Below are 23,171 nucleotides of genomic sequence, written 5' to 3'. Positions count from 1 at the left end.
ACCGCCCCGACTCATCCCTAGGCTCGTCCCACCGGCACACAGCACCTGCCGCACCGAGAGGAAACACCCGACAATGTCCCGACGTACCCGGCGATTCGCACTGATCTCCGCGATCGCAGCGAGCGCGATCATCCTCAGCGCCTGCTCGGGCGCCACCGAGCCCGAGACCACGGCCCCCGTCGGAGAGCCCGACCCCGATGCCACGCTCCAGGTCGGTCTCGTGCTCGAGCCCACCAACCTCGACATCCGCCACACGAGCGGCGCCGCGATCGAGCAGATCCTCATAGACAACATCTACGAGGGCCTCGTGAGCCGCACGGAGGACAACGAGATCGAGCCTCGTCTCGCCTCTGACTACGAGGTGTCGGACGACGGGCTGACCTACACGTTCACCTTGAACGACGACATCACGTTCCACAGCGGCACCGCGCTGACGTCGGCCGACGTGGTCTCCTCGTACGAGGCCGTCCGCACCGACACGACGCTGCAGGGCAACGCCGACTTCTCGTCGGTCGCGTCGATCACGGCTCCCGACCCCACCACGGTGCAGATCGTGCTCACCGAGCCGAACCAGAACTTCCTGTTCGCGCTGACCGGCCCAGCCGGTCTCGTGTTCCAGACCGGCGACACGACCGATCTCAAGACCGCGGAGAACGGCACCGGTCCCTTCACGCTCACGCGCTGGAGCAAGGGCAGCACGATCACGTTCGCGCGCAACGACGCGTACTGGGGCGAGCCCGCCGGCGTCGCCCAGGTCGAGTTCCAGTACATCCCCGACTTCACGGCCGGAGTCAACACGGCACTCGACGGCGGCGTGCAGGTGCTCACCGCCGTCGATCCGAACCTCGCCTCGCAGCTGGAGGACTCCGGGGACTTCACCCTGACCACGGGGCGCACGACCGACAAGGCGACGCTCGCGTTCAACAACGCCAAGGCCCCTCTCGACGACGTGCGGGTGCGAGAGGCGCTCCGTCTCGCCATCGACCATGAGTCACTCGTGGAGGCCGTCGGAGCCGGCACCACGCTGTACGGCCCGATCCCGGAGCTGGACCCCGGATACGAGGACCTGTCCGACGTGATCTCGTACGACCCCGAGAAGGCGAAGGAGCTCCTGAAGGAGGCGGGCCAGGAGGATCTCGAGCTCACGCTCACGATCCCGAGCTTCTACGGCACCACGGTCCCGAAGGTCCTGATCTCCGACTTCAACAAGGTCGGAGTCACGCTCAAGGTCGACTCGGTCGAGTTCCCGACCTGGCTCGAGGACGTCTACACGAACCACGACTACGACCTGAGCTTCGTGCTGCACGTCGAGCCGCGCGACTTCGGCAACTTCGCGAACCCGGACTACTACTTCGGCTACGACAACACCGAGGTGCAGGACCTGTACACGCAGGCGCTGTCCGAGGTCGACCCCGACGCGTCGGCGAAGCTGCTCGCGCAGGCCGCTCGCATCGTGTCCGAGGACCACGCCGCCGACTGGCTCTACAACGGCGCCACGATCACGGCCGTCAGCCCGCTCGTGTCGGGGTTCCCGGAGGACTCGATCAACTCGCGCATCGACCTGGCCGGCGTCACCGTCGCCGCCGAGAACTGATCGCGGCGCACACGTCGTGATCCGCTACGCGCTCGTCCGAGGAGCCCTGCTCGTCGCAGGGCTCCTCGTGTCGAGCGTGCTGATCTTCCTCACCCTGCGCGTGTTCCCGGGCGACGTCGCCCAGCTGATCGCCGGCACCCAGGCGTCGCCCGCCGAGGTCGAGGCTCTCCGCGAATCGCTGGGGCTGAATCGTCCGCTGCCGGTGCAGTACGCCGAGTGGATCGGCGGGATCCTCCGTGGAGACCTCGGCACGTCCCTGCTGTCGGGGGCGTCCGTCGGCGAGGAGCTGGTCGAGAAGGCGCAGGTGACGGTCCCGCTCGGGGTCATGTCGCTGCTGATCGCCGTGCTGATCGCCGTGCCGTTCGGCATCCTCGCCGCTCTCCGCCGCGGTCGCCCGGGCGGCACCGCGCTGAGCGTCGGCGCACAGGCTCTCGCCGCCGTCCCCGTCGTCTGGGCCGGGATGATGCTGATCGTGGTGTTCTCCGTCTGGCTCGGGTGGCTGCCGCCGCAGGGATTCCCCCGCACCGGGTGGAGCACACCGGGGAGGGCGATCGAATCGCTGATCCTCCCCGCCCTCACGATCGGCGTCGTCGAGGGCGCCATGCTGCTGCGCTTCGTCCGCAGTGCCACGCTGCAGGCCGCCGGGCAGGACTTCGTCCGCACGGCCGCGGCGAAGGGTCTCACGCGCACACGCGCGCTCATCTCGCACGGCATCCCCGCTGTGGGACTGTCGATCGTCACGGTTCTGGGACTCCAGGTCGCAGGGATCATCGTGGGCTCGGTCGTGATCGAGCAGCTGTTCACCCTTCCGGGTATCGGACGGATGCTGGTGACCGACGTCGGCACGCGGGATCTCGTCAAGGTCCAGAGCGAGCTCCTGGTCCTCACCGGGTTCGTGCTGGTGATCGGCTTCCTCGTCGACCTGATCCATCGTGCGATCGACCCGCGGCAGAGGGAGGCCTGATGCCCGGCTGGCTCACCAGACTGTGGGGCGGCGCGACCGGCCGCTTCGGCCTGATCGTCATCGCGGTGATCGCCATCGCCGCACTCGTCTCGCTGTTCTGGACGCCCTTCGACCCTCAGGACTCCGACATCGCGTCGCGGTGGTCCCCGCCGAGCTGGCCGCATCTGCTCGGCACGGACGACACCGGACGGGACATCCTGAGCCTCCTGATGGCGGGGGCGCGCACGACCGTGTTCGTGAGCGTGGGGGCCGGTCTCGTGGCGACGGTCGTCGGGATCGCCCTCGCAGCGCTCGGCGCTCTGACGGCGCGCTGGCTCCGCGAGACGGTCGCCATTCTCGTCGACATCCTCATCGCCTTCCCCGTGCTCCTCATCGCCATGATGATCTCCTCGGTGTGGGGAGGCTCCCTCGGGGTCGTGATCTGGTCCGTGGGCATCGGCTTCGGCGTCAACATCGCCCGGGTCACGCGCCCCGAGCTGCGTCGCGTGCAGCAGAGCGACTTCGTGCTCGCGGCGCGCGCCTCCGGCCTCACGACGGGGCAGAGCCTCGTGAGGCACCTGCTGCCGAACGTGGCCCCGGTGTTCATCGTGCAGCTGTCGTGGTCGATGGCGGTCGCCGTACTGGCCGAGGCCGGGCTCTCCTACCTCGGGTTCGGCGCCTCGGTCGTCGATCCGAGCTGGGGGCTGCTGCTCGCCGATCTGCAGCGCTACATCGGCGTGCACCCGCTCTCGGTGATCTGGCCGGGACTCGCGATCACGATCACGGTGCTCGCCCTCAACGTGCTCGGCGACGCCCTCCGTGAGGCGACCGACCCGACGCTGCGTCATCGCGCAGCCCAGGTCCACGTCCCGGCGGTGGTCGCGTGAGCCTCGTGGTGGACGGCCTGGTGGTCGAGATCGACGGGCGGCGCGTCGTCGACGGCATCTCGTTCGAGGTCCCCGACGGAGCGCGGCTCGGGCTGATCGGCGAGTCCGGGTCCGGCAAGTCGCTCACGGCGCTCGCGATCCTCGGGCTGCTCCCCGAGGGAGCCGTCGCGCGGGGCAGCGTGCGCTGGCGCGGGACGGAGCTGATCGGGATGCCGGACCGCGACCTCGCGCGGCTGCGCGGCGACGAGATCGGCATCGTCTTCCAGGAGCCGCGCACCGCCCTCAACCCGATCCGCACCGTGGGTCGCCAGATCGCGGAATCCGTCCGCATCCATGAGGGGCTCGACCGTCGTGCCGCGCGACGACGCGCGATCGAGGAGGCGGCGCGCGTACGTCTCCCCGACCCCTCGTCGATCGTCGACCGGTACCCCCACCAGCTGTCGGGAGGACAGCGTCAGCGCGTCGCGATCGCCATGGCCCTCGCGTGCCGCCCGCAGCTCCTCATCGCCGACGAGCCGACGACCGCGCTCGACGTCACCATCCAGGCGGAGGTCCTGTCGCTGCTGCTGTCGCTCGTCGAGGAGAACGGGATGTCGCTCGTGTTCATCACGCACGACCTCGCGGTCCTGGCGCAGGTCGCGACGCACGGCGTCGTGCTCGAGGACGGGAGGGTCGTCGAGGCCGCTCCCGTGAGCACCCTGCTCAGCTCCCCGTCGTCGCCGGTGACGCAGGGGCTGCTGCACGACGCCACGGCCACGCTGTGGCGTCCGGATGGAGGCCGCGAATGAGCCTGATCGAGGCGCGCGGCCTCAGCCGCGAGTTCGTCGTGCCGAAGCGCGCGGCCTTCGAGCGCACGCGCCGGCAGACGGCGCTCGCACCCACGGACCTCGATGTCGAGGCCGGCACGTCGCTCGGCATCATCGGCGAGTCCGGATCGGGGAAGTCGACGCTCGTGCGGCTGCTGCTCGGCCTGGACCGCCCCTCCGCGGGCTCGGTCGCCGTGGACGGGCGGCCCGTCGATGCCGCGGCGTCGGCCCGGTCTCTGCACTGGCTGCGCCGTGAGACCGGCCTCGTGTTCCAGGATCCCTACGCCTCGCTCGACCCGCGCATGACGGCGGGACGCATCATCGGGGAACCGCTCTGGGCGCTCGGCATCGAGGGCGACCGACGGGCGCGGGTGCGAGAGGTGCTCGCTCAGGTCGGTCTCGAGCCCGACATGGCGGATCGCTATCCTCACGAGTTCTCCGGCGGGCAGCGCCAGCGCATCGCGCTCGCACGCGCCATCGTGCACCGTCCGCGCATCCTCGTGGGCGACGAGCCGCTCTCCGCTCTCGACGTCACGGTGCGCGCTCAGATCCTCGAGCTCCTGATCGAACTGCGCCGGACCATCGACCTCACACTGCTGCTCGTCTCCCATGACATCGGCGTGGTGCAGAACCTCTGCGACGCCGTCGTCGTGATGAAGGACGGTCACGTCGTCGAACGAGGGACCACCGACGACGTGCTGCTGCACCCGACGCACGACTACACCAAGGCGCTGCTCGCCGCGATCCCGGTGCTGCCGTCCTCTTCCGACTGACCGCTCCGGCCTGCGCTCAGCGCCCGGCGCCGAAGAAGCGACGCCTGCGGCTGGGGCGCAGCGCCTTGCGCATGTACACCGTCCCGAGATCACGGCCGAACTTGTGCCCGACGCGTCCCATGCGCCCCGCCTCCACGAAGCCGAGCCGCGCGTGCAGGCGGATCGACGCCTCCGCCTTCGTGTCGCTGATCACCGCCACCATCTCGCGGATGCCGAGCTGCTCGCACGCGTCGATCAGGGCCTGCAGCAGCACCCCGCCGAGGCCCTTCCCGCCCGCGCCCGGACCCAGGTAGATCGAGTCCTCGACCGTGTACCGGTAGGCGTTCTTGCCCGCCCAGGGCTGCGCGAGCGCATAGCCCAGCACCGCGCCGGACGGCGACACGGCCACGAGGAACGGCAGGCCGAGCCGACTGAGCAGCGCGAACTTGTCACGCCAGTACGGGATGCTGCTGCGGCGCTCGTCGAGCGTGACCACCGAGTTGCTCACGAAATGGTTGTAGATCTCGCGCACGTGCGGCAGATCTCCCGACCGGGCAGGACGAATCGAGTACGAGAACACCTCGGGCGAAGGTGCGGGGCGCAGATGGCGCGGCAGCACACGGCGGCGGTCACCGGGCTCGAACTGCATGCGCTCAGCTTAGGGCGCGCTCACCGAGGAACGGCACGCGTCACGCGGACGGCTGGTCACCGGCGACCCGCCAGTCGACCGGGTCGGCCCCGAGTCCCTCGAGCAGCGTGTTCGCCCGGGAGAACGGCCGCGACCCGAAGAACCCCCTGCTCGCCGACAGCGGCGACGGATGCGCGGACGCGATCACGGGCGTCTCGCCGAGCAGTGGCTGCAGGTTCGCGGCGTCCCTGCCCCACAGGATCGCGACGAGCGGCTTCTCGCGCGCGACGAGGGCGCGGATCGCGAGCTCGGTGACCTTCTCCCAGCCCCAGCCGCGGTGCGAGGCGGCCTCGCCCGGACGCACGGTCAGCACACGGTTCAGCAGCAGCACGCCCTGGTCGCTCCATGCCGTGAGGTCGCCGTGCGGGGCCGGCGGGATGCCGAGGTCGCTCTCGCGCTCGCGGTAGATGTTCCCGAGGCTCCGCGGCAGCGGACGCACGGCGGGATCGACCGCGAAGGACAGTCCGATCGGATGCCCCGGCGTCGGGTACGGGTCCTGGCCGGTGATGAGCACCTTGACGTCGGCGAGCGGGCGCTGGAAGGCGCGGAGCACGTTCTCCCCCGCGGGGAGGTAGCCGCGCCCCGCCTTCTGCTCGGCACGCAGTCGATCGCCGAGCGTCGAGATCGCGTCCTGCGCCGGCGCGAGCGCCTCGGCCCACCCCGGGTCGATCACACCGTCGGCGGCGAGCTCCGCGAGCGTGCGCGGTGGCATCGTCACTCGACCGCGCGGACGCGCAGCGGGCCCCGGGCGAGGAGGTGGTTCGCGGACTGCGCGACCGGCCGCATCGTGACGAGGTCGAGGTTGACGTGTCCGGGGGCGTCCAGCGCGTACGCGATCACGTCGGCGACGTCCTCCGCGAGCAGAGGCGCGTCGACACCGGAGTACACCGCCTCGGCCGCCGCTTTGTCGCCGCCGAGACGGTTGAGCGTGAACTCCTCGGTGTGCACGAGCCCCGGCGCGATCTCCGCGACGCGGATCGGCTCGCCGTTCAGCTCGAGGCGCAGCGCGTGCACGAGCATCGACTCCGCGGCCTTCGCCGCGTTGTATCCGGCACCTCCCGCGTAGGCGACCTGCGCGGCCGTCGAGGTCACGAACAGGGTGTCGGCGTGGCCGTCCGCGGCGGCGGCGCGGCGCAGCAGCGGCAGCAGTCCCGAGACGAGGCGCTGCGTGGCGAGCACGTTGGCGTCGAACATCCACTGCCAGTCCGCGATCGAGCCGTCCTCCACCCGGTCGGTGCCGCGCGCCCCGCCGGCCACCTGCACGAGAGCGTGCACGGGCCCCGTGGCATCGAGCTCCTCGACGAGCGCTGCGACCGCGGCCTCGTTCGTGAGGTCGCAGGCGATCGCCGAGGCGCCGGTCTCCGCGACGAGGGCCGCCAGCCGGTCTTCGCGTCGCGCGACGCCCACGACGTCCCACCCGCGGGAGCGCAGCGCACGCACCGTCGCTTTCCCGATCCCCGAGCTGGCACCTGTCACCACTGCACGCCTGTTCACCATGCCTCCACCGTACGATGTTCGGCTCTCGAACGCGGTCAGCGCGCGGCGTTGCGGAGGCGAGACTCCGCTCGCGCTCCGGTGCCCGTGTCCCGCGCCTCGGCGTGCGTGTGTTCGCCGCTGTCCTTCGAGGAGCTCTCGACGAGAAGGACGACGGCGACTCCGATGCCGCACAGCAGGAAGCCGATCAGAGTCTCGACCGTCAACGGTTCGTGCAGCAGCAGCGCGCCGGCCAACGAGGTCGTCGGCGCGATGAGGAACAGCAGCGCCTGGAGGGCGGTGATCCCTACCCTCCGGAGCAGCCACCAGTAGAGCCCATAGGCCGCGAGCGTGGGGAACACAGCGGTGAGCACGACGGCCGACCAGAACGATCCCGACGGCGGCGGAGTCAGGTTCCCGGTGATGGCGGCGATCACGAGCAGCAGCAGGGCGGTCACCGTCACGTGCACGGTGAGTGCCACGATGAGGGGCGTCCGGGTCTCGTACCGACGCTGCAGCAGCGTGCCGACGATGAGGCAGGCCATCGCGACAGCGGGCAGCGCGTACGCCATCGGGTGCGCTCCTGCCGACCCGAACTGGGAGCGCACGACGAGCAGCACCCCGAGCGCGCCGACAGCCAGACCTGCCCACTGCGATCCGCGGACCCGCAGTCCGAGCACCGGCCCGACGAGCACCGCGATGATGAGGGGCTGCACGGCGTCGATCAGCGCCACGGTGCCGGTGGCGATGCCCGCCGCGACCGCGCCGTAGACGGCGAGACAGTAGCCGAACTGGGCGAAGAGGCCGATCGAGGCCTGGATCCCGAGATCGCGGATGCTCGTGGCCTGCGCCCTGCGCGAGGCGACGACGAGGACGACGAGGGCCAGGGCGAGCGGCACGAAGCGCCACACGAGCAGAGTGAGCGGCGAGACGTCGACCGTCGCGAAGGCCGGGATGACGAAGCCCGAGCTCCAACTCACGATGAAAGCAGCGGCGGCCAGGATCGTGACGATCCTCGAAAGTATACCGATCTGTTTACTCATGCCTCGACTATACAGAACGGTATACTCGCTGTCATGACCCTGCCCACGCCGACCCTCGCTCCCCTGACACCCGGAGCGCGACGAGTGCTCGAGGCCGCCTCCCGGCTCTTCTACGAGCGCGGCATCCACGCCGTCGGCGTCGACACCATCGCCGAGGAGGCGGGCGTCACGAAGAAGACGCTCTACGACCGGTTCGGCTCGAAGGAGGCTCTCGTGGTCGCCTACCTGCAGCACCGCGACGCGAGGTGGCGGGAGCACCTCGCGACCCATCTCGCCGGCGCCCCCTCGACCGGCGTCGAACGGGTGCTGGCCGTCTTCGACGCCGCCCTCTCCTGGTCGGACGAGAACAGCCCCAAGGGCTGCAGCGCGATCAACGCCCGCGCGGAGGTCGGCGAGGGCAACGACGGTCATCCCGTGTTCCCCGAGGTCGCTCGGCAGAAGGCGTGGCTGCTCGACCTGTTCGCCGAGCTCTGTGCCGAGGCGGGCGTGCGCGACCCCGCCCGGATGGCCGAGGCGATGATGCTGCTCTACGAGGGCGCCATCGTCACGGTCGGCATGACGACCTTCGACGAGCCCTTCGCCGTCGCCCGACGGTGGGCTGCGACGCTCCTCGACGAGCGCTGACAGAGACCGGTCGGAGGCCGCGCTGCCGCATCCGGCTGTCCCGCCTCCGACCGCACCACCTCCGACCTCAGCGGGTCAGGCCCGCTCGACCGGCACCTGCAGCTCGGTCAGCCAGTCCGGGCCGGGTTCGTGGCCGTCCGCCTCGAGGTAGACCTCCCGGGTGTCGCCGACCACCCGGTAGCCGTCGGCGACGAGCTGCTGCATCAGCGTCGACCAGGATTCGCCGATACCGCTCATATCGCCCCGATGCTGCAGAGTCGCAGCCCTGGGCACCTCGGGGAGCTCCACGACGTCATACCCCTCCCCCGCGACGGGGTCATCCTCGGCCGAGTACGAGACGTGCACGGAGACGCCATCCTCGCCCTCTGCCCCGTACCAGAAGATCCCCGGCTCGAGGAGAGGTCGCCCCGCGGCCTCGAGCGCCCGGTCGAGCCCGTCGATGAGCGGCCCGATGACCGGGCTGACGTTCTCCGGTCCCATTCCCGGGGCCACGCCGTGGACGGCGTAGACCGTGACGGACGGCAGGGTCTTGTAGACGATGTCGGACATGATGGCTCCTTCGAGTTGCCGGAGGCGTCGCTCGATCCGGGCGATGCGCAGGCGGTCCGCGGCGATCGACGATTCGAGATCGCGACGACGCTCGACGAGCAGGGTCCGCAGCGCGGCATCCTGATCCTCGACGCCCGCCAGTCCCGCGATGCGCTCGAGTCCGACGCCGAGCTCCCGCAGCTCCACGATCCGCAGCAGCAGAGGCAGCTGGTCGATCGCGTAGGAGCGGTAGCCGGTGCGGACGTCCACCCGCGCGGGCGCGAGGAGACCGATCGCATCGTAGTGCCGCAGCATGCGCACGCTCACCCGTCCGAGGGCGGCGAATTCTCCGATGGTGTACATGATGGAGCCCACACTCGACCATGACACAGTGAGAGGGTCAAACCCCACCCATCGCCCAGATTCGACGGGAGCGCGCACATCCGGTGTTACGTCACATTTCCCCTCCGTTGTTGACAACCGCCGGAGTTCCGTACTGTCACTGCAAGGCATCCGCCGTTTCGACCTTCCGACCGTTCCAGGGGGAACAACATGTCCGCACCCGAGACCTGGCGTTTCGAGACCAAGCAGATCCACTCCGGCGCCGCGCCCGACCCCGTCACCAAGGCACGGGCGACGCCGATCTACCAGACCACGTCGTACGTGTTCGACAGCGCGGACCACGCGGCGAACCTCTTCGCGCTCGCGGAGTTCGGCAACATCTACACCCGCATCCAGAACCCCACCCAGGATGTCCTTGAGCAGCGCCTCGCGGCGCTCGAGGGCGGAACCGGTGCCCTGGTCCTGTCCAGCGGCCAGGCGGCCTCGACCTTCGCCGTGCTGAACATCGCGCAGGCCGGCGACCACTTCGTGTCCTCCAGCTCGATCTACGGCGGCACGTACAACCTCTTCAAGTACACGCTCGCGAAGCTCGGCATCGAGGTCACGTTCGTCGAGAACCAGGACGACCCCGAGGAGTGGCGTCGCGCCGTCCGCCCGAACACGAAGCTGTTCTTCGCCGAGACGATCGGCAACCCGCAGATCAACATCCTCGACATCCGCACGGTCGCCGACGTCGCGCACGAGGCCGGCGTGCCGCTCATCGTCGACAACACGATCGCGACCCCGTACCTCATCCGTCCGTTCGAGCACGGCGCCGACGTCGTCGTGCACTCGGTCACGAAGTTCCTCGGCGGTCACGGCACCACGATCGGCGGCGTCATCATCGACGGCGGCACGTTCGAGTGGTCCAAGAACGTCGAGAAGTTCCCCGGTCTGACCGAGCCCGATCCCTCGTACCACGGCGCGAGCTACACGACCGCCGTGGGCGATCCGCTCGCCTACATCATCAAGGCGCGCGTGCAGCTGCTCCGCGACCTCGGCTCGTCGATCGCGCCGCAGAGCGCATGGAACCTCATCCAGGGCATCGAGACGCTGTCCCTGCGCATCGAGCGCCACGTGCAGAACGCGCAGGAGATCGCCGAGTGGCTCGACGGCCGCGACGATGTCGCGAGCGTGAACTACTCCGGCCTCCCGTCGTCGCCCTGGTACGCGGCGGCCAACACCTACGCGCCGAAGGGCGTGGGAGCGGTGCTCTCGTTCGAGCTCAAGGGCGGCGTGGAGGCCGGTCGCGAGTTCGTCAACAGCCTGTCGCTGTTCAGCCACCTCGCGAACATCGGCGACGTTCGCTCGCTCGTGATCCACCCGGCATCGACCACGCACGCCCAGCTCACCCCCGAGCAGCAGCTCACGGCCGGCGTCACGCCCGGTCTCGTGCGACTGTCGGTGGGCATCGAGAACATCGACGACCTCAAGGCCGACCTCGACGAGGCCCTCGCGGCCGCGCGTCGGGTGTCGGAGGCCGCACGCGCCTGATCGCGCCCGCCCCGTCCGAAGCGCCCCGGGTTCCGCCCGGGGCGCTTCGTCGTCTCCGCAGCCGTCATCGCACGTCATGACGCTCGGCGGGCGCACAGGCGCCCCGTCGAGAATGGAAGGCCGCCCACGAGGAGCCCCGATGACCGTCGTCGCCCGCCCGCAGCCGTCCAGGACGCCCCCGTCCCGGTCGGCACGGCGCTCCGCGTCCGCCCGCCGCATCGCCGTGATCGCGCTCGGGCTGCTGCTCGTCGTCGCCGCGTCGTGGATCCCGGGGATCATCGGCACGGCGGCGTCCGTCATCCTCCCCGGGATCGGCATCGCCCTCATCGTGCTCGCGATCGTCGCGCTCGTGCGCGCGCGGCGCATCCTGCTGCTCCTCCTGGTGCCGGCACTCGTGTGGGGGCTCGCGATGCTCCCCTCGGCGCCGGGCCTCGCGGCGGCCGCTCACGCCGACGCCGGCACTCTGGAGATCGTGAGCCAGAACGTCCGTGCGCACTCGGGCGGTGCGACAGCCTCCGCGCAGGAGCTCTCCGCCACGGGGGCGGACGTGATCGCCCTGACCGAGCTGGACGGCGAGAGCCTCGCGGCCGCTCGCGACGCCCTCGCCGCCGACTACCCGCACTCCTGGGCCGTGGGCACCGTCGGGATCTGGAGCCGCTATCCGCTCGGCGACGCCGAAGCGTTGACGCTCGGGCTCGACTGGAAGCGCGCGATGCGGGTCACCGTGCAGACGCCTCAGGCGGAGGTCGCTGTGTACGTCATGCACGCGGCCTCCGTCAGGCCGGGACACCAGCAGGGCCGCGACACCATGCTGTCCGGCATCGCGGAAGCGGTCGCCGCCGACCCCGCGGAATCGGTGGTCGTCGTGGGCGACTTCAACGCGGCCTCCGCCGACCCGGCGCTCGATGCCCTGCGCGGCCGCCTCGACTGGGTGCGTCCGACCGACGGGACCCTGGGCTTCACCTGGCCCGTCGGACTGCCGCTCGTCCGGATCGATCACGTGTTCTCCCGCGGCCTGGACGTGCTGTCATCGACGACCGTCCGCGCCGGCAACAGCGACCATCTCGCGACGGTGACGAGCTTCGGACTCTGAGCGACGCTCCCGGGCGTCCGTAACGTTCGGCATCCGACCTGTGGGCCACGCGAGAATGGATGCATGGACTGGCAGACGACCTCGGAGGACACGGTGCCCTCGGCTCCCGTGACGGAGGCCGATGTGCGCCTGCTGCGCGCCCGGCCACCTGCGACCGGCGCGTGGCGCGACGGCGACGCGCTCGGCGGGCGACGGTTCGCCGCGTTCGGAGCGTTCGCGACCGAGAGCGGGGCCGAGCTTCCCGGCATCCGACTCGCCTTCGAGTCCTGGGGCGAGCTCAACGCCGCGGGGGACAACGCCATCCTGGTGCTGCACGCGCTCACGGGCGACAGCCACCTGCGCGGTGAGGCCGGCGCCGGACACCCCACCGCCGGCTGGTGGGAGGACATCGTCGGTCCCGGTGCTCCCCTCGACACGGACCGCTGGTTCGTCGTCGCGCCCAACATGCTCGGCGGATGCCAGGGCTCCACGGGTCCAGCCAGCATCGCGCCGAACGGGTACGAGTGGGCCTCGCGCTTCCCGTATCTCACGATCCGCGACCAGGTCGCGGCGCAGGTACGGCTCGCCGACGCCCTGGGAATCGACACCTGGGCAGCCGTGATCGGCGGCTCGATGGGCGGCATGCACGCCCTGGAGTGGGCCGTCGAGCACCCCGCCCGCGTCGAGCGCCTCGCCGTGCTGTCGTCGCCGCCGGTGACCACCGCCGACCAGATCGCCCTCAACACCGTGCAGCTCGAGACGATCCGCATGGATCCGCGGTTCCAGGGCGGCGAGTACTACGACCTGGCCGACGGCGACGGCCCCCATCGCGGGCTCGCGCTGGCCAGGCGCATGGCGCTGCTGAACTACCGCAGTCCGATCGAGCTGAACCAGCGGTTCCAGCGCTCGTGGCAGTCGGACGTCTCGCCGCTGGGCCACGGCGGGCGTTTCGCGGTGGAGTCGTACCTCGACTTCCACGGCAACAAGTTCACGCGGCGCTTCGACGCCAACAGCTACGTCACGCTCGTCGAGGCGATGAACTCGCACGATGTGGGCCGGGACCGCGGCGGTGTCGAGGAGGCGCTGCGGCGCGTCACGGCACGCACCCTCGTGCTCGGCATCGACAGCGACCGGCTCTTCCCCGTCGACGGCCAGCACCGCATCGCGCACGGCATCCCGCACACTCTCGACGGATCCGAGGCCGTGGTGCTCACGAGCGACTTCGGCCACGACGGGTTCCTCATCGAGACCGCCGCGGTCGGACACCACCTGCGTCGCCTGCTCGCGTCCTGACAGAGGGCTCAGCCCTCCACGAGCCGCCAGGGCAGGGATCCGGTCTCGAGCCGGAGCTCGTCCCAGACGAACGCCGTGCCCTGATCCGTCTCACGCACCGACGTCGCGAAAAGCCGTGCGATGCCTGCCGAGGCCAGCGCGGACTCGACCGAGACCGCATCCGTCAACTGGTGCAGAGTGATCCAGGTCGGCGGGAAGAGCGTCCACTCCCCCGCGGCGTGGCGTTCGAGGGCCTGCGCGGGAGTCACCCACGCGGTGTCGACGACCTCGCCCTCCGAGAGCGTCAGGTCCCCGTCCGGCGCCGCAGCGAGGAAGAACCACGTCCGGATGCGCACGGGCGCCTCGACCGGCGGCTGCCATCGCGACAGCACGACGGGGTCGTGGATCACGAGGCCGACCTCCTCCTCCGTCTCCCGGATACCGGCGCGTCCGGCGTCGGCCTCCTCGGTCGCGCCCGGACGTCGATCGGACTCCTCCACCTTCCCACCGGGGAACACCCAGGCGTCGGCGAAGGATCCGCGCCCGGGACGCCGCATCAGCAGCACCTCGACGCCCGCGGCGCCCGGTCTCAGCAGCACGACCGTTCCCGCGACGGGGAGGTCGGCGTCGGCGACGTCGCTCATCCCCTCACTCTACGGCGAGGTCGACGTCGCCCCGGCGGCCGACTCAGCCGACCAGGACACGACGACGCGCTTCGACGCGATACGACAGCAGCGCGATCAGCAGACCCGCGACCGCGAGCGCCGCGCCGGTCCACGACGGCGCCGTGAATCCCCAGCCGGCCGCGATCACGGCCCCGCCGAGGAACGCTCCGAGGCTGTTGCCGATGTTGAGGGCGGAGTGGTTCATCGCCGCGGCGATCGACTGGTTGTCGCCGGCGACGTCCATGAGACGCGTCTGGATGGTGGGGCTCAGGACCGAGGAGACGAACCCCACCACGAGCACCATGAGGGCGAGGGACACGATCCAGAACGACAGCGCCGCGAGCAGCGCGAACACCGCCGCCATCGTCGCGAGGCCGAACAGCAGGGTGCGTCGCAGGTCGAGATCCGCCAGGTGCCCGCCGACGAGGTTGCCGACGGTCATGCCGACTCCCATCAGCACGAGCACGATCGGCACGACCCAGTCGGGCGACCCGGCGACCTCGGTCACGAGCGGCGCGATGTAGCTGTACACCGCGAAGAAGCCGCCGAAGCCGATCGCTCCGACGCCGAGCGTGAACCACACCTGCGGGATCCGGAAGACACCGAGCTCCTGGCGCATGGTGCGTCCGGGCGACCCGGGATGCTCGGGCACGAAGAACACGATGCAGACGGTCGCGATCGTGAACACGAGCGCGACGACCGCGAAGGCCGCGCGCCAGCCCCACAGCTGCCCGAGGTACGTGCCGAGCGGCACCCCGACGACGTTCGCGACGGTGAGACCGGTGAGGATGAACGCGACGCCCTTCGCGCGGTTGCCCGGTCCCATGACGTCGGCGGCGATGAGAGCGCCGATGCCGAAGTACGCGCCGTGCGGCAGACCGGCGAGGAAGCGCGAGACGCCCACGAGCTCGAACGTCGGCAGCACGACGGTGAGGGCGTTGAAGACCGTGAGCGCGATCGCGAGGCAGATGATCACGCGGTGCCGGGGGAACCGCGCCACGAAGCCCGCGATGGTGGGCGCGCCGACGACGACGCCGAGCGCGTACAGCGAGATCAGCCAGCCGGCCTGGCTCAGCGCATCCTCGCGGCTGGAGGCCCAGAGCGTCGGGAGCAGTTCACCGGCGATGTTCGGGAGCAGCCCCATGACGACGAACTCGGTCATGCCGATGCCGAAGCTGCCTATGGCGAGAGAGAGGAGCGCCCACTTCGCCGCACCCCTCGATTCAGTCGAGGGATTCACCGGTTCAGCTTAGCGGTCTCCGGAGTCCTCGATCGCCGCCTCGAGCCGGGCGATCTTGGCGTCGAGCTCGCCGGAGTAGCCGGGGCGGATGTCGGCCTTGAGCACGAGGGACACCCGGGAACCGAAGGGCATGACGGCTTCGGTCGCCCTCTTCACGACGTCCATGACGGTGTCCCAGTCCGGACCCTCGATCTCGGTGAACATGCTCGTCGTGCGGTGCGGCAGCCCCGATTCGCGCACGACGCGGACGGCGGCGGCGACGGCGTCGTGCACGGAGGCGTCGCTGCGCTCGGAGCCGTCGGCGGGGACGCCGCTCGGTGCGACGGAGAAGGCGATCAGCATGGGGTCACTCCCTGTTCGTGGATGCGGTGGCGGGGACGCGGAGGAGCGCGCGGATGCCGACGGCGAGGAGCACGACCAGCAGCGCGTTGCGCAGGGTGAGGATGACGACGGGCAGCGCCTCGGCGCGCAGCAGGGCGTCGTAGTTCAGCGGGTAGACGAGGCAGGTGAGGGCGCACAGCGCCAGGACGAGGACCGCCGCCGCCGTCGCCCTGGTGCGGTCCATCACGAGCCACAGCAGCGCCGGCACGATCAGCCAGCTCTGGAACTGCGGCGAGCCGACCTTGTTGAAGGCGATCAGCGTGACGACGAGCGAGAGCGCGAGGGGCGGGAGCAGTCGGGACACGGAAGCTCCCCGCATCGCCTTCCGTGCGCCGACGGCCGTGAGTGCGAGTGCGACCAGAGCCATGAGCGGCGTCAGCACCGCGCCGATCGCGTCCGCGCCGGGCGCCGCGATCTGGAACGTGAGGATGTCGAAGCTGTACTCGATGCGCGCCGCGCCGGCGGTCGCGAGCCAGAGGAACGGAGTCGCCGCCACGGCCTCGATCTGCAGGCCGCGCCCGGTCTGCTCCGTGAGGAACCCGAGGATCTCGGCGTCGGCGCCGAGCAGGAAGAGGACGACGACGATCCCCGCCGTCACGGCGAGCGCGGTCAGGAGCATCCGCATGCGGGCGCGCACCGCCACGAGCGCGGCGACGAGGAGCGCTCCCGGCCAGATCTTGATCCATGCGCCGATCGTCAACAGCGCCGCGGCGACGGCCGGACGTCGCGACAGCCAGAGCCCGCCGACGATCGCGATCGGCACCGTGACCGCATCGATCCGGTACATCGCGATGGGGCCGAGCAGCAGGAGAGCCGCGATCCAGAACCACGCCGCCACGCGACGAGGGGCAGCCGGGCGACGCCCGAGGAGCACCGCGAAGGCGACCGCGTCGAGCGCGGTGACGAGAACGGCCCACGCGACGAGATAGGCGGCGGACGCCCCGAAGGCCGCGGCGAACGGCGCCGAGAGCATCGCGGCGGCCAGCATGGGCAGCAGCGCGAGCTGCGGGTAGACCCAGGTCTCGGTGACGCCCACGATCGGGCCCCCGGTGAGCGCGGCGGTCGACCAGGGCTCGTAGACGAGCACGACGTCGCCCATCGGCTGGCTCGGGTAGATCCAGCCGGTCACGGCGGTCACAACGTGGACGACGAGGAAGGAGCCCCAGAGCAGCAGGAGACGCACGGCGTGGTGGCGGGCGCTCACCGGAGCAGTCCCGCGACCGCATGCGGCAGGGATTCCGCGACATCGAGCGCGACGATCGGGTGCCCCGGAGCGTCGTCGTCCGCCCCCGCCGCGATCCGCGCGGCTGCGCCGTGCAGCCAGGCCCCCGCAGCCGCCGCCTCGTTCAGCCTCGCGTCGGGGTTCGCCGCGACCACGGCCCCCAGCACTCCCCCGAGCACGTCACCGGTTCCCGCGGTCGCGAGCCATCCCGTTCCCGCGTCGACCCGGATCACCGTGCCGTCCGGGTCGGCGATGATCGTCGCGGCGCCTTTCAGCAGCACGACGGCGCGCAGTCTGTCGGCGACGGAGGCTGCCGCGCGCCGCCGGTCGGGGTCGTCGGGAAGGTCGAGCTGCTGCCGGAGACGAGCGAACTCCCGCGCGTGCGGGGTGAGGATCAGCGGCGCGCCGCCGGCCGGGGCGTGCGCCGCGAGGTCGAGGGCACCTGCGTCCACGATCACCGGTACCGACCCGGCGAGGATCCCGCGCAGCTCCTCCTCGTCCGCGGGGGTGCGCCGCGCGGCATCCGTGCCGGAGCCGATCACCCAGGCGTCGACGCGCGCCCCGTCCGCGCTCGGGCTCACCACGGTCTCGGGACGACGGGCGATCACCGCCTCGCCGGCGCGGCTGCCTCCGATGTAGCGCACGAAGCCGGCACCGGAGCGCCATGCGGCCTCGACGCCGAGGATCGCGGCGCCGGGATACGCGTCCGATCCCGTCCGAAGGCCCACGACGCCGCGCGAGTACTTGTCGTCGTCGTCACGGGGCGCCCGCACGAACCGCGCGGTGTCGGCGCGGGACCAGTCGAGCGCATCGGAGGGCATGGGTCCACGTTAGCCCTCGCACGTGCGAGACGACGTGCACGCGCCCCCTGGTCCGTCGGCACCGTAGCGTGGACCCGTGAGCATCCTCTTCTCCCCGCTGACCATCCGATCCGTCACCGTCCGCAACCGGCTCTGGGTCTCGCCCATGTGCATGTACAGCGCCGTCGACGGCGTCGTGCAGGAGTGGCATCATACGCACCTCGCACAGTTCGCGGCGGGCGGCGCGGGTCTCATCGTGGCCGAGGCGACCGCCGTGGTGCCGGAGGGACGCATCTCGCCGCGCGACGCCGGTCTCTGGAACGACGAGCAGCGCGACGCATGGGCACCGATCGTCGCCGCGATCCACGCCCGCGGCGCGACTGCCGGTATCCAGCTCGCCCACGCGGGACGCAAGGCCTCGACGTGGTGGCCGTGGGCCGAGCAGCGCGGCAGCGTGCCCGCCTCGGAGGGCGGGTGGACGACGACTGCCCCCTCGGCCGTCGCGTTCGAGGGGTTCGAGGCCCCCGTCGCACTCGGCGCGGCCGGCATCGACGCCGTGGTCGACGGATTCGCCGCCGCCGCGCAGCGGGCGATCCACGCGGGCTTCGACGTGCTCGAGATCCACGGCGCCCACGGGTACCTGATGCACCAGTTCCTGTCCCCCCTCTCGAACGTCCGCGACGACGAGTACGGCGGCCCGCTCGAGAATCGCGCCCGGCTGCTGCTGCGCGTGGTCGACGCCGTGCGCTCCGCCGTCGGGGACGACGTCCCGCTGTTCGTCCGCATCTCGGCCACCGACCATGCCGAGGGCGGCTTCACCTCCGAGGAGGCCGCGCTCGTGGGCGCCTGGGCGACCGAGCACGGCGCCGACCTCGTCGACGTGTCCAGCGGCGGGCTCGTTGCCCACCAGCAGATCCGTGTGTTCCCCGGCTATCAGGTCCCGCTCGCCGAGAGGGTGCGCCAGGGCGGCCGCATCCCGGTCACGGCGGTCGGACTCATCACCGCCGCCGCGCAGGCCGAGCAGGTGCTGGAAGAGGGCGCCGCCGACGCGATCTTCGCCGGACGCGAATGGCTGCGCGACCCGCACTTCGCGCTGCGCGCTGCCCATGAGCTGGGCACCGAGGTGGCCTGGCCGCCGCAGTACGACCGCGCACGGTGGCGCTGACCGGCCCGCACAGATGACGAGGCCCTCCGGACGCGTCCGGAGGGCCTCGTCATCTGTTCTTCCTCAGTGCCCGCGCACGCGACGGGTGGCGTCCTGCACCTCGCCCACGAGCTCCTCCAGGATGTCCTCCAGGAAGAGCACCGCGGTCGTGCGGCCCTCGGCGTCGCGCACCTTCGCCAGGTGGCGACCGGCGCGGCGCATCACGGCCAGGGCGTCCTCGAGGTCCGTCTGCTCCTGCACCGGCACCATGTGATGGATGCGCTTGGCCGGCAGCGGCTCGAAGAGCCTGGCCTCGGCGTCGGGTCCGTCCGACGCGCGCAGGATGTCCTTGAGGTGCACGTAGCCGACCGGCACGTCCTCATCGTCGACGATCACGTAGCGCGAGAACCCGTACCGAGCGACCGCCTTCTCGATGTCGTCGGGCGTGGTGCTCTGCGGCAGCGTCACCAGCTCGCTGAGCGGGACCGCCACGTCGCGCGCCTTCTTGTCGGTGAACTCCACGGCCGCGGCCACCGCGCCCGCGGTGTCCATCAGCACGCCCTCACGACGCGACTGGTCGACGATCGTCGCGACCTCGCCGAGTGTGAACGTCGACGACGCCTCGTTCTTCGGCTCGACGCGGAACAGGCGCAGCACGCCGTTCGCAGCGGCGTTGAGCACCCAGATCACCGGCATGAAGGCCTTCGACACCCACACGAGGGGCGGGGCGAGGAGGAGAACGGCCCGGTCCGGGACGGAGAACGCGAGGTTCTTCGGCACCATCTCCCCGAACACGACGTGCAGGAACGACACGATCAGCAGCGCGATCGTGAACGACACCGTGTCGACCACGGCATCCGACCACCCGATCGCATGCAGCGGGGCGGCGAGAAGGTGGTGGATCGCCGGCTCCGACACGTTGAGGATCAGCAGCGAGCAGATGGTGATGCCCAGCTGCGAAGTCGCGAGCATGAGCGTGGCGTGCTCCATCGCGTACAGCGCGGTCTTGGCCGCGCGCGAGCCCTGCTCGGCACGCGGCTCGATCTGCGACCGGCGAGCGGAGATGACCGCGAACTCGGCGCCGACGAAGAACGCGTTCGCCACGAGCAGCACGACGAGCCAGGCGAGTCCTGCCCAATCGTTCATCGGTTCGCCTCGCCTTCGGCGATCTCGGGATTCGGGACGTAGCGGATGCGGTCGACCCGCCTCCCGTCCATCCTCACGACCTGCAGAGTGCCGGTGTCGAGCGGCACCTCATCGCCGACGCTCGGAACGCGCTCGAGCACGCTCATGACGAAGCCGCCGACCGTGTCGTACACGTCGCCCTCGGGCACGTCGACACCCGCGCGACGGCGCAGCTCGTCGGGCCGCAGCTCCCCGGGGAAGGTGATGCCGTCGCGGCCGACGATCACGCCGGCCCTGGTGCGGTCGTGCTCGTCGGACACCTCGCCGACGATCTCCTCCACGAGGTCCTCGAGCGTCACGAGCCCCGCGGTCCCGCCGTACTCGTCGACCACGACCGCGAGCTGGTAGCCGCGGGCGCGGAGCTCGGCGATCAGGCCGTCCACGTGCGCGGTCTCGGGCACCCGCAGCGGCTCGGTCGCGAGCGCGCCGGCCGGCACCTCGGCGCGGCGATCGCGCGGAACCGAGATCGCGGCCTTGAGGTGCACGACGCCCGTGATGTCGTCGAGGTCGTCGCCGTACACGGGGAAGCGGCTGTGCCCGGTGCGACGGGCGAGCTGCAGCACGTCGTCGGCCGAGTCGCTCGCGGCGATCGCGTGCATGCTCGGACGCGCCGTCATGACGTCGGCGGCCGAGAGCCGGGAGAAGGTCAGAGTGCGGTCGAGCAGCGTCGCGGTGTCCGCTTCGAGCACGCCGGCCATCGCAGAGCGCCGCACGAGGGACGACAGCTCTTCGGCCGTGCGGGCGCCGGACAGCTCCTCCTTGGGCTCGACGCCCAGGCTCCGCAGCACGCCGTTGGCCGAGCCGTTGAGCACGACGACGGCGGGCTTGAACACGGTCGTGAACGCGACCTGGAACGGCACGACGAGCTTGGCCGTCGCCAGCGGCAGAGCCAGAGCGAAGTTCTTCGGCACGAGCTCGCCGAGGATCATCGACAGCGCGGTCGCGACGAACATCGCCACCACGGTCGCCAGCGGGGCGATGACCGCCTCCGGGAAGTGCCAGGCGACGAGCGTGGGGCGCAGCATGTTCGAGAGCGCCGGCTCCATCGTGTATCCGGTGAGCAGGGTGGTCAGCGTGATCCCGAGCTGCGCCGACGACAGGTGCGTCGAGGTGTGCCGCAGGGCGCTGATCGTGAGCGAGAGCCGGGACTCCCCGCGGGCCTGGCGCGCCTCGACCTCAGCACGGTCGAGATTGACCAGAGCGAACTCGCTCGCGACGAACAGACCGGTGCCGACCGTGAGCAGGAGCCCCACGCCCAGCAGGATGAAGTCCATCAGAGCAACCCCTCACAGCGGAGAGGCGGGCGGTGGGGCGATGTACTGCAACTGGGAGGGTCGTCCATAGTGAGAAAATCATACGGGATCGCACCCCTCCCGAGGCCGTCACCAGCTGACCGGAAGCGCCTTGCCCTCCTCGTACCCGGCGGCCGACTGCAGCCCGACGAGCGCGCGTCCGTGGAACTCCGTCACCGAGGCGGCGCCCGCGTAGGTGAACGAGGAGCGGACGCCGGACGTGATCATGTCGAGCAGGTCCTCGACGCCCGGGCGCAGCGGGTCGAGGTAGATCTTCGACGAGGAGATCCCCTCGGCGAAGAGCTCCTTGCGCGCGCGCTCGTAGGCGTCGAGGCGACCGAAGCGCGCCTGCACCGCCTTCGTGGACGCCATGCCCCAGGACTCCTTGTAGAGGCGGCCGTCCGCATCGTGCTGCAGTTCGCCCGGCGCCTCGATCGTGCCGGCGAACCAGGAGCCGATCATGACGGACGCGGCTCCGGCGGCGAGCGCGAGCGCGACGTCGCGCGGGTAGCGCACTCCTCCGTCGGCCCACACGTGCGCGCCGAGCTCGCGTGCGGCCTGAGCGGTCTCGAGGACCGCGGAGAACTGCGGGCGTCCGACGGCGGTCATCATGCGGGTCGTGCACATCGCACCGGGCCCGACGCCCACCTTGAGGATCGAGGCGCCCGCGTCGACGAGGTCGCGCACACCGTCGGGCGTGACGATGTTGCCGGCCACCACGGGAATGCCGAGTCCGAGACCGGCCACCGTGCGCAGCGCGCTCAGCATCCCCTCCTGGTGGCCGTGGGCGGTGTCGACCACGAGGACGTCCACACCGGCCGCGGCGAGCGCCGTCGCCTTCGCTGCGACGTCGCCGTTGATGCCGACGGCCGCCGCGACGGCGAGGCGTCCGTCCGCGTCGAGCGCCGGCCGGTACAGCGTCGACCGCAGTGCGCTCCGGGCGCTGAGGGTGCCGACGAGGTGACCGTGGCGCACGATCGTGACCGTCTCGACCCCCGTCTCGGTGATCACGTCGAACGCATGCCGCTCGGAGCCGATGTCGTCCGCATCGAGAGCAGGGGTGCCCGTGTGCACCAGGTCGCCGAGCTGAGCGTCGGGCAGCGCGGTGGCGAGGCGCGTGGCCGGGAGGACCCCGAGGATGCGGTCGACGTCGTAGGGCGCGGCGCCGGTCGCGACCACGATGCCGTGCCCGGGGGCCGCGGGGAACAGCCGCAGCGCGTCCGCGACGGATGCCTCGGGCGGGAGGACGACCGGCGTGTCCCACAGCACCGGCTGCGCCTTCACGTCGCGGATCGCGGCGTCGAGGTCCTGCAGCGGCATGTCCTGCGGCAGCACGCCCAGGCCTCCGCGTCGCGCGAGGACCGCCGCCAGACGGGGCCCGGTGACCGAGTTCATGTTCGAGGCGACCAGGGGTAGCGTCGCCGGAGTCCCGTCCTGCGGGGCGAGGTCGACCTGGAGGCGGCTCGTGACCGCCGACCGGCGGGGCACGAGGAACACGTCCGAGTACGTCAGATCGACAGTGGGTGATGCGCCGATGAACTCCATGCCTCCACGGTACTCAGATCGCGGGACGAGGGTGTCGTGCCTGGACGATTGCGCGCCGAAACACGTTAGGCTTGATGGTCGAGAGTGTGCGGGCCCGGACGCATCCTGACGTCCTGATGCGCACACGTGGAATTCAGCGA

The 23,171-nt window shown here is 71.0% G+C and carries 23 protein-coding genes; 10 read left to right on the top strand and 13 right to left on the bottom strand.

Annotated elements, in window-relative coordinates:
• The first annotated feature begins 73 nt into the window (after positions 1 to 73).
• From ACIPY8_RS07705 to ACIPY8_RS07685, 5 genes are read left to right on the top strand one after another with little or no spacing between them, the layout of a single operon-like run.
• On the top strand, positions 74 to 1,594 hold the full coding sequence (locus tag ACIPY8_RS07705) for an ABC transporter substrate-binding protein (RefSeq protein WP_400816673.1): 1,521 nt from the start codon (positions 74 to 76) through the stop codon (positions 1,592 to 1,594).
• A 16-nt stretch (positions 1,595 to 1,610) separates the two neighbouring features.
• On the top strand, positions 1,611 to 2,558 hold the full coding sequence (locus ACIPY8_RS07700; protein WP_400816671.1) for an ABC transporter permease: 948 nt from the start codon (positions 1,611 to 1,613) through the stop codon (positions 2,556 to 2,558).
• Positions 2,558 to 3,424, top strand: a complete 867-nt coding sequence (locus ACIPY8_RS07695) for an ABC transporter permease (protein ID WP_400816669.1) — start codon at positions 2,558 to 2,560, stop codon at positions 3,422 to 3,424. The genes ACIPY8_RS07700 and ACIPY8_RS07695 overlap by 1 nt, the downstream gene beginning before the upstream one ends.
• Positions 3,421 to 4,212: an ABC transporter ATP-binding protein gene (locus ACIPY8_RS07690; RefSeq protein WP_400816667.1), complete on the top strand. Its 792-nt coding sequence runs from the start codon at positions 3,421 to 3,423 to the stop codon at positions 4,210 to 4,212. The genes ACIPY8_RS07695 and ACIPY8_RS07690 overlap by 4 nt, the downstream gene beginning before the upstream one ends.
• Positions 4,209 to 5,003: an ABC transporter ATP-binding protein gene (locus tag ACIPY8_RS07685; RefSeq protein ID WP_400816665.1), complete on the top strand. Its 795-nt coding sequence runs from the start codon at positions 4,209 to 4,211 to the stop codon at positions 5,001 to 5,003. Before ACIPY8_RS07690 ends, ACIPY8_RS07685 begins: the two co-directional genes overlap by 4 nt.
• A gap of 16 nt (positions 5,004 to 5,019) precedes the next feature.
• On the opposite strand, the gene ACIPY8_RS07680 is transcribed toward ACIPY8_RS07685, so the two are convergent.
• The 4 genes from ACIPY8_RS07680 to ACIPY8_RS07665 are packed head-to-tail and all read right to left on the bottom strand — an operon-like array spanning position 5,020 to position 8,186.
• On the bottom strand, positions 5,020 to 5,631 hold the full coding sequence (locus ACIPY8_RS07680; protein WP_400816663.1) for a GNAT family N-acetyltransferase: 612 nt from the start codon (positions 5,629 to 5,631) through the stop codon (positions 5,020 to 5,022).
• Positions 5,632 to 5,671: 40 nt separating this feature from the next.
• A complete protein-coding gene (locus tag ACIPY8_RS07675; RefSeq protein WP_400816661.1) occupies positions 5,672 to 6,382 on the bottom strand; it encodes a uracil-DNA glycosylase in 711 nt (236 codons plus the stop codon).
• Between the two features lie 2 nt (positions 6,383 to 6,384).
• Positions 6,385 to 7,167: an SDR family oxidoreductase gene (locus ACIPY8_RS07670; protein WP_400816659.1), complete on the bottom strand. Its 783-nt coding sequence runs from the start codon at positions 7,165 to 7,167 to the stop codon at positions 6,385 to 6,387.
• Between the two features lie 35 nt (positions 7,168 to 7,202).
• Entirely contained in the window at positions 7,203 to 8,186 is a 984-nt protein-coding gene (locus ACIPY8_RS07665) for a DMT family transporter (RefSeq protein WP_400816657.1), read from the bottom strand.
• 33 nt (positions 8,187 to 8,219) lie between these two features.
• On the opposite strand from ACIPY8_RS07665, the gene ACIPY8_RS07660 reads away from it, so the two are divergent.
• Entirely contained in the window at positions 8,220 to 8,810 is a 591-nt protein-coding gene (locus ACIPY8_RS07660; RefSeq protein ID WP_400816655.1) for a TetR/AcrR family transcriptional regulator, read from the top strand.
• 75 nt (positions 8,811 to 8,885) lie between these two features.
• Here ACIPY8_RS07660 and ACIPY8_RS07655 read toward each other — a convergent pair whose 3' ends face one another.
• Positions 8,886 to 9,701 carry a MerR family transcriptional regulator gene (locus ACIPY8_RS07655; protein ID WP_400816653.1) on the bottom strand — a complete coding sequence of 272 codons (816 nt, stop codon included), beginning with the start codon at positions 9,699 to 9,701 and terminating at the stop codon, positions 8,886 to 8,888.
• A 189-nt stretch (positions 9,702 to 9,890) separates the two neighbouring features.
• Between ACIPY8_RS07655 and ACIPY8_RS07650 the strand changes: the two genes are divergently transcribed.
• The 3 genes from ACIPY8_RS07650 to ACIPY8_RS07640 all read left to right on the top strand — a co-directional run bounded on the left by ACIPY8_RS07650 (position 9,891) and on the right by ACIPY8_RS07640 (position 13,578).
• Positions 9,891 to 11,213: a bifunctional o-acetylhomoserine/o-acetylserine sulfhydrylase gene (locus ACIPY8_RS07650; RefSeq protein WP_400816651.1), complete on the top strand. Its 1,323-nt coding sequence runs from the start codon at positions 9,891 to 9,893 to the stop codon at positions 11,211 to 11,213.
• Between the two features lie 139 nt (positions 11,214 to 11,352).
• The gene (locus ACIPY8_RS07645; protein WP_400816649.1) at positions 11,353 to 12,306 is read left to right on the top strand and encodes an endonuclease/exonuclease/phosphatase family protein; all 954 of its coding nucleotides are present in this window, start codon (positions 11,353 to 11,355) and stop codon (positions 12,304 to 12,306) included.
• Positions 12,307 to 12,369: 63 nt separating this feature from the next.
• Positions 12,370 to 13,578: a homoserine O-acetyltransferase gene (locus ACIPY8_RS07640; protein ID WP_400816647.1), complete on the top strand. Its 1,209-nt coding sequence runs from the start codon at positions 12,370 to 12,372 to the stop codon at positions 13,576 to 13,578.
• A gap of 8 nt (positions 13,579 to 13,586) precedes the next feature.
• Here the strand turns inward: ACIPY8_RS07640 and ACIPY8_RS07635 are convergent, their stop codons facing one another.
• Genes ACIPY8_RS07635 through ACIPY8_RS07615 form a run of 5 tightly spaced genes read right to left on the bottom strand, consistent with a single transcriptional unit; the run spans position 13,587 to position 17,886 of the window.
• Positions 13,587 to 14,201 carry an NUDIX hydrolase gene (locus tag ACIPY8_RS07635; protein WP_400816645.1) on the bottom strand — a complete coding sequence of 205 codons (615 nt, stop codon included), beginning with the start codon at positions 14,199 to 14,201 and terminating at the stop codon, positions 13,587 to 13,589.
• A gap of 43 nt (positions 14,202 to 14,244) precedes the next feature.
• Complete coding sequence (locus ACIPY8_RS07630) at positions 14,245 to 15,462, bottom strand: MFS transporter (protein ID WP_400816643.1); 1,218 nt, start codon at positions 15,460 to 15,462, stop codon at positions 14,245 to 14,247.
• A 9-nt stretch (positions 15,463 to 15,471) separates the two neighbouring features.
• Complete coding sequence (locus ACIPY8_RS07625) at positions 15,472 to 15,804, bottom strand: MTH1187 family thiamine-binding protein (protein ID WP_400816641.1); 333 nt, start codon at positions 15,802 to 15,804, stop codon at positions 15,472 to 15,474.
• Between the two features lie 4 nt (positions 15,805 to 15,808).
• On the bottom strand, positions 15,809 to 17,047 hold the full coding sequence (locus ACIPY8_RS07620) for a hypothetical protein (RefSeq protein WP_400816639.1): 1,239 nt from the start codon (positions 17,045 to 17,047) through the stop codon (positions 15,809 to 15,811).
• Positions 17,044 to 17,886 (bottom strand): NAD(P)H-hydrate dehydratase, encoded by an 843-nt coding sequence (locus ACIPY8_RS07615; protein WP_400816637.1) that lies wholly within the window; start codon positions 17,884 to 17,886, stop codon positions 17,044 to 17,046. The genes ACIPY8_RS07620 and ACIPY8_RS07615 overlap by 4 nt, the downstream gene beginning before the upstream one ends.
• A gap of 76 nt (positions 17,887 to 17,962) precedes the next feature.
• On the opposite strand from ACIPY8_RS07615, the gene ACIPY8_RS07610 reads away from it, so the two are divergent.
• Entirely contained in the window at positions 17,963 to 19,030 is a 1,068-nt protein-coding gene (locus ACIPY8_RS07610; protein ID WP_400816635.1) for an NADH:flavin oxidoreductase/NADH oxidase, read from the top strand.
• 63 nt (positions 19,031 to 19,093) lie between these two features.
• Here ACIPY8_RS07610 and ACIPY8_RS07605 read toward each other — a convergent pair whose 3' ends face one another.
• From ACIPY8_RS07605 to ACIPY8_RS07595, 3 genes are all read right to left on the bottom strand, one after another.
• The gene (locus tag ACIPY8_RS07605) at positions 19,094 to 20,155 is read right to left on the bottom strand and encodes a hemolysin family protein (protein WP_400816633.1); all 1,062 of its coding nucleotides are present in this window, start codon (positions 20,153 to 20,155) and stop codon (positions 19,094 to 19,096) included.
• Positions 20,152 to 21,468 (bottom strand): hemolysin family protein, encoded by a 1,317-nt coding sequence (locus ACIPY8_RS07600; protein WP_400816631.1) that lies wholly within the window; start codon positions 21,466 to 21,468, stop codon positions 20,152 to 20,154. The genes ACIPY8_RS07605 and ACIPY8_RS07600 overlap by 4 nt, the downstream gene beginning before the upstream one ends.
• Before the next feature lie 108 nt (positions 21,469 to 21,576).
• The gene (locus ACIPY8_RS07595) at positions 21,577 to 23,031 is read right to left on the bottom strand and encodes a GuaB1 family IMP dehydrogenase-related protein (RefSeq protein WP_400816629.1); all 1,455 of its coding nucleotides are present in this window, start codon (positions 23,029 to 23,031) and stop codon (positions 21,577 to 21,579) included.
• Between the last annotated feature and the right edge of the window lie 140 nt (positions 23,032 to 23,171).

This window comes from Microbacterium sp. NPDC089696, assembly GCF_044749125.1.
Classification (GTDB): Bacteria; Actinomycetota; Actinomycetes; order Actinomycetales; family Microbacteriaceae; genus Microbacterium.
Note: the sequence above shows the minus strand (reverse complement) of the source record. Positions and strands in the feature narration are given on the sequence as shown.

What these genes read in the sequence shown, in the direction of transcription:
- ACIPY8_RS07680 (WP_400816663.1), bottom strand. Translation starts at nt 5,631, where the DNA reads ATGCAGTTCGAGCCCGGTGACCGCCGCCGTGTGCTGCCGCGCCATCTG.
- ACIPY8_RS07650 (WP_400816651.1), top strand. Translation starts at nt 9,891, where the DNA reads ATGTCCGCACCCGAGACCTGGCGTTTCGAGACCAAGCAGATCCACTCC.
- ACIPY8_RS07635 (WP_400816645.1), bottom strand. Translation starts at nt 14,201, where the DNA reads ATGAGCGACGTCGCCGACGCCGACCTCCCCGTCGCGGGAACGGTCGTG.
- ACIPY8_RS07645 (WP_400816649.1), top strand. Translation starts at nt 11,353, where the DNA reads ATGACCGTCGTCGCCCGCCCGCAGCCGTCCAGGACGCCCCCGTCCCGG.
- ACIPY8_RS07665 (WP_400816657.1), bottom strand. Translation starts at nt 8,186, where the DNA reads ATGAGTAAACAGATCGGTATACTTTCGAGGATCGTCACGATCCTGGCC.
- ACIPY8_RS07660 (WP_400816655.1), top strand. Translation starts at nt 8,220, where the DNA reads ATGACCCTGCCCACGCCGACCCTCGCTCCCCTGACACCCGGAGCGCGA.
- ACIPY8_RS07625 (WP_400816641.1), bottom strand. Translation starts at nt 15,804, where the DNA reads ATGCTGATCGCCTTCTCCGTCGCACCGAGCGGCGTCCCCGCCGACGGC.
- ACIPY8_RS07670 (WP_400816659.1), bottom strand. Translation starts at nt 7,167, where the DNA reads ATGGTGAACAGGCGTGCAGTGGTGACAGGTGCCAGCTCGGGGATCGGG.
- ACIPY8_RS07675 (WP_400816661.1), bottom strand. Translation starts at nt 6,382, where the DNA reads ATGCCACCGCGCACGCTCGCGGAGCTCGCCGCCGACGGTGTGATCGAC.
- ACIPY8_RS07600 (WP_400816631.1), bottom strand. Translation starts at nt 21,468, where the DNA reads ATGGACTTCATCCTGCTGGGCGTGGGGCTCCTGCTCACGGTCGGCACC.
- ACIPY8_RS07595 (WP_400816629.1), bottom strand. Translation starts at nt 23,031, where the DNA reads ATGGAGTTCATCGGCGCATCACCCACTGTCGATCTGACGTACTCGGAC.
- ACIPY8_RS07695 (WP_400816669.1), top strand. Translation starts at nt 2,558, where the DNA reads ATGCCCGGCTGGCTCACCAGACTGTGGGGCGGCGCGACCGGCCGCTTC.
- ACIPY8_RS07605 (WP_400816633.1), bottom strand. Translation starts at nt 20,155, where the DNA reads ATGAACGATTGGGCAGGACTCGCCTGGCTCGTCGTGCTGCTCGTGGCG.
- ACIPY8_RS07705 (WP_400816673.1), top strand. Translation starts at nt 74, where the DNA reads ATGTCCCGACGTACCCGGCGATTCGCACTGATCTCCGCGATCGCAGCG.
- ACIPY8_RS07640 (WP_400816647.1), top strand. Translation starts at nt 12,370, where the DNA reads ATGGACTGGCAGACGACCTCGGAGGACACGGTGCCCTCGGCTCCCGTG.
- ACIPY8_RS07615 (WP_400816637.1), bottom strand. Translation starts at nt 17,886, where the DNA reads ATGCCCTCCGATGCGCTCGACTGGTCCCGCGCCGACACCGCGCGGTTC.
- ACIPY8_RS07685 (WP_400816665.1), top strand. Translation starts at nt 4,209, where the DNA reads ATGAGCCTGATCGAGGCGCGCGGCCTCAGCCGCGAGTTCGTCGTGCCG.
- ACIPY8_RS07655 (WP_400816653.1), bottom strand. Translation starts at nt 9,701, where the DNA reads ATGTACACCATCGGAGAATTCGCCGCCCTCGGACGGGTGAGCGTGCGC.